The organism is Cellvibrio fontiphilus (assembly GCF_042646205.1).
GTDB lineage: Bacteria > Pseudomonadota > Gammaproteobacteria > Pseudomonadales > Cellvibrionaceae > Cellvibrio > Cellvibrio fontiphilus_A.
Genome location: NZ_JBHRTF010000004.1, coordinates 1,156,305 through 1,169,728, shown reverse-complemented (window position 1 = coordinate 1,169,728; position 13,424 = coordinate 1,156,305). Strand labels below are relative to the sequence as shown.

Annotated in this window: 10 protein-coding genes; 7 read left to right on the top strand and 3 right to left on the bottom strand. The window is 50.6% G+C overall.

Annotated elements, in window-relative coordinates; translation table 11 throughout:
* Nucleotides 1–27 precede the first annotated feature (27 nt).
* Together ACFODX_RS13510 and bfr are read left to right on the top strand one after the other, a co-directional pair.
* Nucleotides 28–237: a bacterioferritin-associated ferredoxin gene (locus ACFODX_RS13510; protein ID WP_378119969.1), complete on the top strand. Its 210-nt coding sequence runs from the start codon at nt 28–30 to the stop codon at nt 235–237.
* Between the two features lie 164 nt (nt 238–401).
* A complete protein-coding gene (gene bfr, locus ACFODX_RS13505; RefSeq protein ID WP_324257603.1) occupies nt 402–878 on the top strand; it encodes a bacterioferritin in 477 nt (158 codons plus the stop codon).
* Nucleotides 879–971: 93 nt separating this feature from the next.
* Here bfr and ACFODX_RS13500 read toward each other — a convergent pair whose 3' ends face one another.
* The 3 genes from ACFODX_RS13500 to ACFODX_RS13490 all read right to left on the bottom strand — a co-directional run bounded on the left by ACFODX_RS13500 (nt 972) and on the right by ACFODX_RS13490 (nt 5,031).
* Nucleotides 972–1,814 (bottom strand): general secretion pathway protein GspB, encoded by an 843-nt coding sequence (locus ACFODX_RS13500; RefSeq protein ID WP_378119966.1) that lies wholly within the window; start codon nt 1,812–1,814, stop codon nt 972–974.
* 4 nt (nt 1,815–1,818) lie between these two features.
* Nucleotides 1,819–3,513, bottom strand: a complete 1,695-nt coding sequence (locus tag ACFODX_RS13495) for an ExeA family protein (protein ID WP_378119964.1) — start codon at nt 3,511–3,513, stop codon at nt 1,819–1,821.
* A gap of 114 nt (nt 3,514–3,627) precedes the next feature.
* Nucleotides 3,628–5,031, bottom strand: coding sequence for an MBL fold metallo-hydrolase RNA specificity domain-containing protein (locus ACFODX_RS13490; RefSeq protein ID WP_378119962.1), 1,404 nt, complete (start codon nt 5,029–5,031; stop codon nt 3,628–3,630).
* Between the two features lie 263 nt (nt 5,032–5,294).
* Between ACFODX_RS13490 and ACFODX_RS13485 the strand changes: the two genes are divergently transcribed.
* The 5 genes from ACFODX_RS13485 to ACFODX_RS13465 all read left to right on the top strand — a co-directional run bounded on the left by ACFODX_RS13485 (nt 5,295) and on the right by ACFODX_RS13465 (nt 13,348).
* On the top strand, nt 5,295–6,239 hold the full coding sequence (locus ACFODX_RS13485; protein ID WP_378119960.1) for a glycoside hydrolase family 16 protein: 945 nt from the start codon (nt 5,295–5,297) through the stop codon (nt 6,237–6,239).
* A gap of 263 nt (nt 6,240–6,502) precedes the next feature.
* A complete protein-coding gene (gene gcvP / locus ACFODX_RS13480; protein ID WP_378119957.1) occupies nt 6,503–9,412 on the top strand; it encodes an aminomethyl-transferring glycine dehydrogenase in 2,910 nt (969 codons plus the stop codon).
* Nucleotides 9,413–9,587: 175 nt separating this feature from the next.
* Complete coding sequence (gene fusA, locus ACFODX_RS13475; RefSeq protein WP_378119955.1) at nt 9,588–11,678, top strand: elongation factor G; 2,091 nt, start codon at nt 9,588–9,590, stop codon at nt 11,676–11,678.
* Nucleotides 11,679–11,842: 164 nt separating this feature from the next.
* Nucleotides 11,843–12,733 carry a bifunctional helix-turn-helix domain-containing protein/methylated-DNA--[protein]-cysteine S-methyltransferase gene (locus ACFODX_RS13470; protein ID WP_378119953.1) on the top strand — a complete coding sequence of 297 codons (891 nt, stop codon included), beginning with the start codon at nt 11,843–11,845 and terminating at the stop codon, nt 12,731–12,733.
* Nucleotides 12,734–12,736: 3 nt separating this feature from the next.
* Nucleotides 12,737–13,348 carry an alpha-ketoglutarate-dependent dioxygenase AlkB family protein gene (locus tag ACFODX_RS13465; RefSeq protein WP_378119951.1) on the top strand — a complete coding sequence of 204 codons (612 nt, stop codon included), beginning with the start codon at nt 12,737–12,739 and terminating at the stop codon, nt 13,346–13,348.
* Nucleotides 13,349–13,424 lie beyond the last annotated feature (76 nt).

The following is a 13,424-nucleotide window of genomic DNA, read 5'->3' as shown; positions in this document are numbered from 1 at the left end:
ATTTTTTGACCCAGCCCGGACGTTTTTATGTACGTATGTTTGTGCAAAGGCATTACCGATAAACAAATCAAAGCTGCCATCAACGAGGGAGCTGACTCCTTAGGCCGCTTGCGCAAGGCATTGGGCGTTGCCACCCAATGCGGCAAATGCTCAGCCATGACTCGTGAGATCCTGAGCGAATCACTGGAGACCACACCTTCAATAAACGGCCTGCCACAGTTCTACGCAGTAGCTTAAGCTGCTACCAATCTTGTTACATGAAACCGTAGTAAGAATCCAAATCATTACGATTTTATTTATTTTCCTTATCTTTCAATTACTTACAAAACATCACGCTTGACATAACTCCCAGTGGCGCCCAGACTTTTGGTCTTACATTCAGCGTACTAAGGAGAACTCCCATGAAAGGCGATCCACAAGTTATAGCGGTCTTAAACAAGGTACTGGGCAATGAATTGGTTGCCATCAACCAGTATTTTTTACACGCGCGCATGTACAAAGATTGGGGCCTGAAAGAGTTGGCTGATCATGAGTACCACGAATCTATCGATGAAATGAAACACGCCGACGCCTTGGTTGAGCGTATTTTGTTTCTCGAAGGCCTACCTAACCTGCAAGATCTGGGCAAACTGCACATAGGCGAAGATACGCCAGAGATGCTCAAATCTGACCTGCGACTTGAGTTAAAGGCAATCCCCGACTTGCGCGATGGCATATTAATTTGCGAAAGCGTGCGCGATTTTGTCAGCCGCGATTTACTGAAAAGTATTCTCGAATCAGAAGAAGAGCATGTTGACTGGCTGGAAACCCAACTATCACTGATTGATACAGTCGGCCTGCAAAACTACCTGCAATCCAAAATGGGCAGCGCCAGCTAGTACTTGTTGCTGCAGAACCAGCTATTTGCAGAGAAAGTAGCCACAAACAATAAAGGAGCCATCAGGCTCCTTTATTGCTGGCTAGCACAAGGTTTACATATTGATCCAGCCATTTAGGGCGCGCAATTTAAATACCCTGTCACCGTGTTTTAGCACCACACCATCCACCAAGATATCTTGTACTACAAACTGACCAGTAGCGACTATGTTGCCTACCCCCAGGGTCTGGCCATTAATCACCACACTGCTAATACCACCGGCAAGGTAATCATGGCGCTGGTAGCTAATAGTTGGCATTTTTTGTTTGGTATTCCAAGGTAACTCATTGAAATCCTGTACCGGGGAGTTGGCAAAGGTGCGCGCAGGTTCACGCTCAACTTCGCTCGGCACTGATGTCACGTCAGGCACCTGGGAACCGACAAAGGGATCAACAATAGATTCAGACCCCACTGACTCTTCCGTTGCATAAAGTTGTTTGACATCAGTATCTGCTATCACCGGAGCATCAGCCTCGTCCGCGTAGAGATTTTGAATATCGCTAGACGCAACCTTTTCTCCACCCCCGGTTACAGCAGCCAAACTGCCCACCGGGCCAGAAGCCACTCCTTGGGACGCCTCAGTAACACGGGCTGTTGTTACGGGTAAAGGTTTTACGACAGGCTCTGGCGCTATTGCTTGTGAGCTGGCCGTTGAAGCCTTGGCTTCTTGCATTGATGCGGCTGTTACTGGCAGAGATTGAGAAGCGGAGTACCATCGCCAGACGACAAGTACAACGATCAATACAAGCACTACGGCAAGCAGCCACCAGCGCCACTGGGAGGAAGCCTGATCAGGCTCTAGCGACAAAGGGCTATGACGCGTATTAAGATCAGGTAAAGGCGCCTGATTTTTACGTTCATTATCGGCGCGATTGAGGGCATCCAAAATTAACGACATACCACTAGAGCCCTTGGCTATCTGTCACCTGCGACTCCAGGAGCGCAGGGATCTTTTGTTCATCCAACGGAACCAGGAGTTTATCGACCCCCAGCACTTCATTTAAACGACGCAGGGTTTGCGCACCAATCACCCCATCGGGAAGAATATTTTGGGTGCGCTGGAATAGTTCTACGCGTTTTTTCAATTTTTCGGTAAAGAACTGGCGAGTCAAAGGCGCCGGTTGCTGATCCAGACGCGCAAATTGCTCTGCAACCCAAGTCACCAGATCACTTTTATCGCCTAGCTGCAGACTTTTATCAAAACCTTGCGGGCGCGACCAGACATAAACAAAATCGCCCGTCCATACTGGTGCGACATCGCTCCAAGGCACAATTTTTTCCACACCGTTTTCAATGACTAGCAAGTAGTTTTCACTCAGCCCAACGACTAGTAGGTAAACCCATTTTTTATCATCAGTGGCCAAGGTCATTAAGCCGGGGCGGTTCACATCCTTCAATTCATCCCATGACGAGAGACGCGCTTTTTCGCAACTGTAATTAGCAGTTACCGATGACAAACAGGGGTTCATCCTGTCATCTATTGTGATGGCAAGGTAATCGAATAAAACCAATTGTGCAGCGACCATATCGCGCGTCGCCATAGCAACGACAGAGGACGCCGGAGGTAAGGCCTCTACCACAACAGCTGCTGAAGATGCACTTATGGCTGAGCTGGATGTGATTGAAGGAGCAATTTGCGCCTGCGCCTCAGCTGTGGGCAAAGCGGGATTCGACGGATCATCGGGCAACAAAAACCAGACACCCGCCATAACCAGTGCCAGTACACCAACCAAAAGCGCATGCCATGAAGTGCGCGCTGCAGCTATCTTTTCCTCTTCCTGTGTTGCGGTACCGGCCACCTCTTTTGCAGCGGCAGCAAAAATGCGTTTATCGATTACATGTTGATTTTGTGCATAAGCACCCAGCAAAAGACGCTCGCAAAGCACATTGATTAGCCGGGGGATACCGCCGCTGAAGCTATGGATTTCCCTAATGATGTTATCGCTAAAAGGGCGCTGGTGATCCGGTAAGCCGGCTATTTTGAGGCGGTGATGGATGTACGCCTTGGTCTCGGCTGGCGTCAGCGCTTCCAAATGAAAGCGTGCGGTGATCCGCTGGGAAAGCTGGCGCAGCGCCGGGCGCGCCAGTAATTTCTTTAATTCAGGCTGTCCCACCAGCATGATCTGCAAGAGTTTTTCTGTGGTGGTTTCAAGGTTGGTGAGCAGTCGAATTTGCTCCAGGACGGGCACCCTGAGCAGTTGCGCCTCATCAATCAGGAGCACCGTCTTACGCCCTTTGCGGTGGTTGTTGAGCAAAAAAACATTGAGTGCATCGGTGAGATTTTTTACCGTTAACTCATCATCAATGTAACTAACCCCCAACTCATCACAGATGGTGGACAGCAATTCCGGCGCATTAGCGGTGGGGTTGAGGATAATCGCTATGTCGGTATTGTCTGGCAGCTGCTCCAGCAAGCAGCGAACAATCGTTGTTTTACCCGTTCCGACTTCGCCTGTGAGCATCACAAAACCACCGTTTTGAATGCCGTAAAGCAAGTGAGCCAAGGCCTCCCTGTGCTGGTCGCTCATAAAGAGATAGCGCGGGTTTACAGCGATTGAGAAGGCAGGTTCTTTCAACCCAAAAAATTCGTGATACATAAGCGCAGCGTGGCACAGTTATTATGAATGACTCGATGGGCCGGAATCATAACAGGCCTAACTACATCAAGGCAGTATCTTCTTGGGGCAGCCCGCCCAAGTATCACTAGCGAGCTAGAAATGCACACCTGAGCCGCGGGTTGCAACCACAGCCTCAATCTGATGTTGCGACCAGAGCGCTTTTGCCAGGGTTTGTAATGCTTCGGGTTCTCCGTGAACCAGATAAAAACGCGGATTTGAAGTAAAAGCCGCAGCCCAATTCAATAGCTGCTGTTGACCGGCGTGTGCGGAAAAGCCGCCCAAGGTATGAATTTTGGCGCGAACCATAATTTCCTGGCCAAATAGTTTGATCTTTTTAACTCCGTTGACCAGGATCCGCCCCAGAGTGCCTTGAGCCTGGAAGCCGACAAAAACAACGTGGGTATTCTTTTGCCAGAGGCGATGTTTAAAGTGATGGCGAATCCGCCCACCGGTACACATACCACTACCAGCAATGATAATGGCACCGCTTTTCACCCGATTAAGCGCAATCGATTCTTCTACGCTTGCGGTAATAGTCAGACAGGGGAGAAATTCACTAAGGGTACGGCTGCGATACTCGCTCATCAAAGCCCGATCCCGAGCGTGCCAGTCATGGCACATTTGGTCATACACCTCGGTAACGGCGCCTCCCATGGGGCTATCCAAATAAACGCGCCAACCATTTAATTTGCCTTGGTGATACATAAGGCCTAGTTGAAATAGCAACTCCTGGGTTCGGCCTATGGCAAATGCTGGTATGAGGATATTACCGCCGTCTGCCGCTGCTTGTGCCAGCACCTGTTCAAACTCGACGATGGTGTCGTCAAAAGAGCGATGATTGCGATCTCCATAAGTCCCCTCCATAACAACCACATCCGCATGACGCAATTGGGTTGGCTCTGGCATGAGGGAGGTATCCGGGTTACCCAAATCACCGGAGAACACCAGGGTCCTCGCGGTATCTCCCTGCCCCATGTGCAACTCCACTATCGCCGACCCAAGAATATGGCCAGCATCATGGAATAGCAGTTTTAGCCCAGGCCCAACGGCTTGGGTAACACCATAGTTAACAGGCTCACAAAGGTCTAAAGTGCGCTCAACATCCAGATCATCGTACTCGGGCCTCAACAACTCATGCCCGGCTCGCTCTCGGCGCAGGTTTTCATAATCCAGGTCGCGCAAGTAAAGGCTGAGCGCATCTTTTAATAGAATGGGCAACAACCGCGCGGTTCCTTCGGTGCAGTGGATGCTGCCACGAAATCCACCACGCACCAACCGTGGCAGACGGCCGCTGTGATCCAGATGAGCATGGGACAGTATCACCGCATCAATCGCTGCAGGATCGAAGTCAAACTTTTGATCTTCACCCTCTTCACCCTGCAAGATTCCACAATCCAAGAGGTAACGTTTGCCACCGGTCTCCACTAAATGACAAGAACCTGTCACCTCCTGGGCTGCGCCAAGAAAATTGAGTTGGTGCGTTTTTATGCTGGCCATAACAACTCCTTTACTAGAGTGATATTTGCACAGGAACTCTGCTGCTAGCCTGGTTAACTATCCCGCATATCAGCGCTGTGCCACTTTATGGAGCTTAGCAGCTAAAGTAGTTGTCATATGTGGTACTTGTGTACCAGTTTTGTGCAAATATCCCATGTTTAAAAGCCAGCCCAAACTGGCACACATTTTCATGAACCCTGTGCAACCATAAATTCACCAAAGCTACTTCAACATCCGACGGCTGATCAATTGACGAGGAACTCATGACCAAAGCCCAGAACAATAAGTACCTGCAACACCTCACTTTCTGGTTCATTGCCAGCCTTGGTATGCATGCCCACAGTGAAGAGAGCCTGATTACCTACCCCGGTTATACCGGCGAATATGCCGGCTATACCCTCAAGGTGGACGAGCGTTTTAACACGCTGGACAACAACTTATGGCGTAAGGGGGATGGTGCTGTAGGGCATGAATCCGATTGTCGCTTTACCCCGCAGGGCGTTACTATTCGCGATGGGGTATTGAACCTTATCGTCAACAAAGAAAAAGTACCCGCCAGCTGGTCAGAAGATCATCAACAGAACAAGCGTGCCTACGACTACTCTTGCGGCGAACTGCGTACCGCCCCAGAGAAATCCATCAAATACGGCCGTTTTGAAACTCGCATGAAAGCACCTGCACGTACCACCGCCAGTGGTTATATTTCGTCACTCTTTACCTATGTAAATAGCGGCTCGCCGCGCGAGTGGGAAGAGATTGATATCGAATTGGAAGGCGGCCGCCCCGATAAGTTTCAAGCTAACCTGATTTATGGTTTGGACACGCCCAACTGGGTAGCCACCCGTGAGTGGGGCGCGTGGGAGGACAAAATCGAAGTAGGCCCAGTGGACGACTGGCGCGTCTTTGCCATCGAATGGACACCCAGCTTCATCAAGTGGTACGTGGACGGCAAGCTGGTCAAAACCCTTGATCAAAGCGAGCTGGACTGTAAACCCGAATGCGCGCCTGGGCAGAAAAAACCTACCCCTATTCCAGATAACCTGACGTCACTCATGATGAATTTCTGGATACCCAACGATGAGATTCAGGATGTTTTCGGCGGTAATAAAAAGCACAACACCTACCCCATGGTGACCCAGTATGACTGGATTCGCATTTATGAAATGAACGAGCATCCGCTTGCTAACTATGCCGCCAAAAGCGAGTAGTTAGCATCACATAATCTATTTTTATTGTTCTTCTATTTCCCTTCTGTTGCTCTCCCAATTCAGCCGATGCACCAGCATCGGCTTTTTTACGTATATACCCTCGGGTTGCAGAACACTTCTGTTTTCACCAGCTACCACGCGCCGTGGTTCGATTGCCCGACCAGCCCCAAATTGATACCATTGCCGCCTTTTTAAGCAGGCAACCTGCAGCCATCGAATCTCCCGCCTTTTTATTGTTTGATTTCCAATCACAGAGAGCTTTTATGTCAGTTGATTTTCGTTCAGCTTCCCTTTCGGTTTTGTCTTATAACGACGAGTTTGTGCAGCGTCATATCGGGCCGGATGACCGTCAAACCGCCGCTATGCTAGCCACTTTGGGGCTGGGTTCCGTCAAGGAGTTGATCGATAAAACTGTGCCGGACAATATCCGCCTCAAGGGCGAAATGGCGCTGGGCGAGGCAGTCACCGAGGCCAATGCACTGGCGCAATTAAAAGCCATCGCCAGCAAAAACAAGGTTTTCAAAAGCTACATTGGCATGGGTTACCACGACACCCACGTACCCCATGTGGTGTTGCGCAATGTGCTTGAGAACCCAGGTTGGTACACCGCCTATACTCCCTACCAGCCAGAAATTGCTCAAGGCCGTTTGGAAGCGCTGCTCAATTACCAACAAATGATTATCGACCTGACCGGCATGGACATGGCCAACGCCTCCATGCTGGATGAAGGCACCGCCGCGGCAGAAGCCATGGCTATGTGCAAACGCCAGAATAAAAAGAGCAAATCCGATGTGTTTTTTGTGGATGCCGATACCCACCCACAAACCATCGCGGTAGTAAAAACCCGCGCTGAACACTTTGGCTTTGAGGTAGAAGTTGCGCCTATAGAACAACTGGCGGCGGGCGACTATTTTGGCGCCCTGCTCTCCTACCCGGGTTCCAGCGGTCAGATTCGCGACTTAACTTCCATCATCGACACCGCGCACAACAACAATGCGCTAGTGACTGTGGCCTCTGACCCCATGGCACTAATGCTGCTCAAATCCCCTGGCGCTATGGGTGCCGATGTAGTAATAGGCACCAACCAGCGCTTTGGTGTACCCATGGGCTTCGGCGGCCCCCACGCCGGCTTCTTTGCCTTCCGCGATGCCTACAAGCGTTCAGCGCCCGGCCGCATTATCGGTGTCTCCATCGACACCCGCGGCAAGCAAGCCCTGCGTATGGCCATGCAAACCCGCGAGCAACATATTCGCCGCGAAAAAGCCAACTCCAATATTTGTACCTCACAGGTTTTGCTGGCGGTGATGAGCGTGTTCTACGCCATCTACCACGGCCCCGAGGGTTTAAAGCGCATCGCCAACCGCATTCATCGCCTCACCGCTATTGCCGCTGCCGCGCTTAAAGCCAAGGGTTTTGGCATTGCCAACAGCCAGTTCTTTGACACCATCACCGTCAATGTGGGCGATAACCAAAAAGCGATTTACCAGGCAGCACTGGCTGCTGAAATTAACCTGCGCTTGGTAGGCAGCGATTCCTTGGGCATCAGCCTGAATGAAACTACCTCGGCGGCAGACCTGGAGCAGTTGTTAGCCGTGTTTGGTGTGACCGGTGTGGAAATCGAAGCGCTGGACGAACAAGTCAGCGCTGGCAAAAACCTCACCGCCAGTCATGCGATCCCTGCCAACCTGCTGCGCAGCGATGCGGTGCTGTCACACCCGGTGTTCAACAGCTATCACAGTGAAACCGAAATGCTGCGCTACCTGAAGCGTTTGGAGTCGCGCGATATCGCCCTGAACCAAGCCATGATTCCACTCGGTTCCTGCACCATGAAACTCAACGCCACCGCCGAGATGATTCCGGTGACCTGGCCGGAATTTGGCAAACTCCACCCCTTCGCGCCCATTGATCAGGCGCAGGGTTATAAAGCGTTATTTGAAGAATTGCAGGAGATGCTCAAGGCTTGTACTGGCTACGATGCCATCAGCCTGCAACCCAATGCCGGCTCACAAGGTGAATACGCCGGCCTCGTGGCGATTAAAAAATACTTTGAAAGCAAAGGCGAAACCCAGCGCGATATATGTTTGATCCCCGCTTCCGCCCACGGCACCAACCCCGCCTCGGCACAGATGGTGAGCTACAAAGTGGTGGTGGTCGCCTGCGACAGCAAAGGTAACGTTGACCTCACAGACTTGGCCGACAAGATTGCTACCTACGGCGACCAAATCGCCTGCATCATGGTGACCTACCCCTCTACCCACGGGGTGTTTGAGGAAGGCATTACCCAGCTGTGCGACATGGTGCATGCGGTGGGCGGTCAGGTGTATATCGACGGCGCCAATATGAACGCACTGGTAGGTGTTGCCGCACCGGGCAAATTCGGCGGCGATGTATCTCACCTCAACCTGCACAAAACCTTCTGTATTCCCCATGGCGGCGGCGGCCCCGGCATGGGCCCCATCGGCGTGGGCAAACACTTGGAGCCCTTCCTCGCGTCCCACCCGGTACAAGCAGTGCCAGGCACCGAACTGAGCAACGGCACCATTTCAGCTGCCCCTTGGGGCTCGGCCAGCATCCTACCTATCAGCTGGATGTACATTAAAATGATGGGCGCCGTGGGCATGCGCCAAGCCACTGAATACGCCATGCTGAATGCCAACTATGTTGCCAAAAAACTCGAATCGGCCTACCCGATTCTCTACAAAGGCACCAATGGTTTTGTTGCGCATGAATGCCTGTTGGATTTGCGCCCCTTAAAAGAAGCCAGTGGTATCAGCGAGGAAGATATCGCCAAGCGTTTGATGGACTTCGGCTTCCACGCGCCGACCATGTCCTTCCCGGTTGCCGGCACTTTGATGATCGAACCGACCGAATCGGAATCCAAAGCAGAATTGGATAAATTCATCGAGGCGATGCTGATTATTCGCGCGGAAATTGACCAGGTGATCAACGGTGAAATCGCCGCCGAAGCCAGCGCACTGCACAACGCGCCACACACCCAAGACGATGTGATTGAAGCCAACTGGACACGCGCCTATTCACGCGAGGTCGCCGGCCGCCCCGCCGCATGGTTGAAAAACCACAAAGTCTGGCCAAGCGTCAACCGCATCGACAACGTCTACGGCGACCGCAATTTGGTGTGTTCTTGCCCAAGCATAGAGACCTATATTGAGTAAGAAGTCAGTCAAATAGCCGTTACTTGTACTGAAAAAACTAATGGCTTGACTTAAAAGTGTAAAAGGAGCCGTCTAGGCTCCTTTTTCTTTGGGCATTTTGGGACAAGTTCCTGTATATTACGCCGCTATTTTCAAACCCTGCTTTTCTAACCTTGCATAACATTAAGAGAGTCCTATGGCTGACTTATCCCTTTACAGAAACATCGGTATCTTCGCTCACGTTGACGCCGGCAAAACCACTACCACCGAACGTATCCTCAAACTCACCGGTAAAATCCACAAACTCGGCGAAGTTCACGAAGGTGAATCGACCACCGACTTTATGGTGCAGGAAGCTGAACGTGGTATTACCATCCAGTCAGCAGCTGTGAGCTGTTTCTGGAAAGGTCACCGTTTCAACGTTATCGACACCCCCGGACACGTTGACTTCACCGTAGAAGTGTACCGTTCATTGAAAGTACTGGACGGCGGTATCGGCGTATTCTGTGGTTCTGGTGGTGTAGAGCCGCAGTCAGAAACCAACTGGCGCTATGCGAACGATTCTAAAGTTGCTCGTTTGATTTTCGTTAACAAGCTGGACCGTATTGGTGCTGACTTCCTGCGCGTAACTGATCAAGTTAAAAAAGTACTGGGCGCCAAGCCGCTGATCATGACTCTGCCTATCGGCCGCGAAGACACCTTCGTAGGTGTGGTAGACCTGCTGAACCGTCAAGCTTACGTGTGGGATGACTCTGGCATTCCAGAAAACTACAAAGTTACCGACATCCCTGCCGACATGGTTGACGATGTTGAAATGTACCGCGACCAAATGGTTGAAAATGCGGTAGAAATGGACGACGACCTGCTGATGGCTTACATGGAAGGCGAGCAGCCATCTATCGAAGACATCAAGCGTTGTATCCGTAAGGGTACCCGCGAGCTGGCATTCTTCCCAACCTTCTGTGGTTCTGCCTTCAAAAACAAAGGCATGCAACTCCTGTTGGACGCGGTAGTGGATTACCTGCCAAACCCAACCGAGGTTAACCCACAGCCTTTGACTGACGAAGAAGGTAACGAAACTGGTAACTACGCTATCGTTTCTGCTGACGAGCCTTTCCGCGCACTGGCGTTCAAAATCATGGACGACCGTTTCGGCGCCCTGACCTTTGTGCGCATCTACTCAGGCGTACTGAACAAAGGCGATACCATCCTCAACTCCTTCACCGGCAAAACCGAACGTGTTGGCCGCATGGTGGAAATGCACGCTAACGACCGTACCGATCTGACCACTGCACAAGCCGGTGACATTATCGCGCTGATTGGTTTGAAGAACGTACAAACCGGCCACACCCTATGTGATCCAAAAACTCCTTGTACTTTGGAACCAATGGTATTCCCTGAGCCAGTAATTTCTATCGCGGTAACGCCAAAAGACAAGAGCATGATCGAGAAAATGGCTACCGCCATTGGCAAGCTGGTGTCAGAGGACCCAACTTTCCGTGTAGAGACCGATCAAGACTCAGGCGAAACCATCCTTAAAGGTATGGGTGAGCTGCACCTGGATATTAAAGTGGACATCATGAAGCGCACCTACGGTGTTGAGCTGAACGTTGGTCAACCACAAGTAGCCTACCGCGAAACCATTACTCGCGAGATCGAAGACTCTTACACCCACAAGAAGCAATCGGGTGGTTCTGGTCAGTACGGTAAGATCGATTACCGCATCCGTCCAGGCGAGCCGAACTCTGGCTTCAAGTTCACCACTACCGTTGTGGGTGGTAGCGTTCCAAAAGAATTCTACCCTGCCATTGAGAAAGGCTTTGAAGGCATGATGGGCACTGGCCCATTGGCTGGCTTCCCGGTATTGGACGTAGAAGTAGAATTGTTTGACGGTGGCTTCCACGCCGTAGACTCCTCTGCAATCGCGTTTGAAATCGCTGCAAAAGGCGCATTCCGTCAATCCATGCCTAAAGCTGGCCCACAATTGTTGGAGCCAATCATGAAGGTAGACGTGTTCACTCCAGAAGATCACGTAGGTGATGTTATCGGTGACTTGAACCGTCGTCGCGGTATGATTAATGGCCAAGACTCAGGCGCTACCGGCGTACGTATCAAGGCTCAGGTTCCGCTGTCAGAAATGTTTGGTTACATCAGCCACCTGCGCACCATGACCTCTGGTCGCGGTCAATTCTCAATGGAATTCGATCACTACGCTCCATGCCCCGCTAACGTGGCTGAAGCAGTAATCGCCAAAGAGAAAGAAAAGAAAGCTGCCGCTGCTAAATAAGTTTTAGCAAAGGCAATAAAAGGCCCCGCCAGTGAAAGCTCGCGGGGCCTTTTATTTGCACGACGATAAAGTGGCACAACCACCGCAAGAATCGGGTCGTATCATGAGAACAACTTATTCATACTGGACACTCGTATAGAGCAACAACTTGTGGAGCCCTGAGTATGATGCAGCAAGAACTCGATTACGCGCGCATCGAAGCCGCCATTCACTACATTAAAGATAACCTCCACGCCCAGCCCTCACTGGAAGAGATTGCCACCGCAGTAAAGCTGAGCCCCTCTCACTTCCAAAAGTTATTTAGCGAATGGGCGGGTGTAAGCCCCAAAAAATTTACCCAATACCTCACCCTGCAATACGCCAAATCCCTACTGAAAAGCCAGAACAGTAGTTTGCTGGAAACCGCGTTGGCAAGCGGCTTGTCGGGCACCGGCAGACTGCACGATTTATTTGTGAATATCGAAGCTATGACCCCGGGAGAATTCAAACAGGGGGGTGCAGGTTTGACTATTCGTTACAGCTTTGGCACCAGCCAATTTGGTGACTTCATCATTGCATCAACACCAAAAGGGATCTGCCATTTATTTTTTGCCAGCCACAAGGAACAGGCAATTAAAAATCTCACTCTTTATTTTCCCAATGCAAAACTGGAAAACGGCACTGATGACCATCAACAACAAGCAGTCCGTTTTTTCCAGCAGGGCTGGCATCAACCTGCACAGATAAAACTGCATCTATCGGCCACACCTTTTCAATTAAAAGTGTGGGAAAGTTTGCTGAAAATTCCAATGGGAAATCTGGCAACTTATGGAGATATAGCAAAGAGCATTACCTCACCAAGAGCCGCTCGTGCTGTGGGCACCGCTATTGGCAGCAACCCTATAGCTTATTTAATTCCCTGCCATAGGGTGATACAAGCCAGCGGGCGCTTGGGTGGATATATGTGGGGTGAAACACGCAAATCCGCCATGATCGGTTGGGAAGCGTCACAGCTATGCAAGACCTTACCAACCCAATCGTCAGGCGACTTAACAGCTGAATTATTAGCGGATTAATCAATGGATCTATTCGATAACTATTTGACGGCGCCTTTCAATATTTTACCCTTCGACGGTGAAGCCATTTATTACGGAAACGTTATTCCGCCTGATGCCGCCGACACCTATTTCCAGCAATTATTGGCAAAAATCTGCTGGGAAAATGATCGCGCCATAATTATGGGAAAAGAAATCATCACCAAGCGTAAGGTCGCCTGGTATGCCGATGCGGCTTTTCGCTATAGTTATTCGGGAACAACCAAAACCGCGCTGCCCTGGATTCAAGAACTACAAGAGTTAAAACAATTCATCGAGGCCAGCAGTAAGGAAACTTACAATTCCTGTTTGTTGAACCTGTATCACTCTGGCGATGAAGGAATGGCTTGGCACAGCGATGCCGAAACCGCACTAAAAAGAAATGGTGCAATAGCTTCCTTGAGTTTGGGAGCCGCGCGTAAGTTTTCGTTTAAACATAAAAAAACCAAACACACAGTAAATATTACTCTCGAACACGGCAGTCTGTTGGTGATGAAAGGTGAGACACAAAGCCACTGGCTGCATAGTTTACCCACCACAAAAAAGATACTCACACCAAGAATCAACCTTACCTTTCGCTGTATCAACCAGCGTTAATATATTCAACTCTTCGAATTGTCGCTGCTGGTAATCAACTTCATCGCTAACCTGCGCCCATACAATGGCAATATGA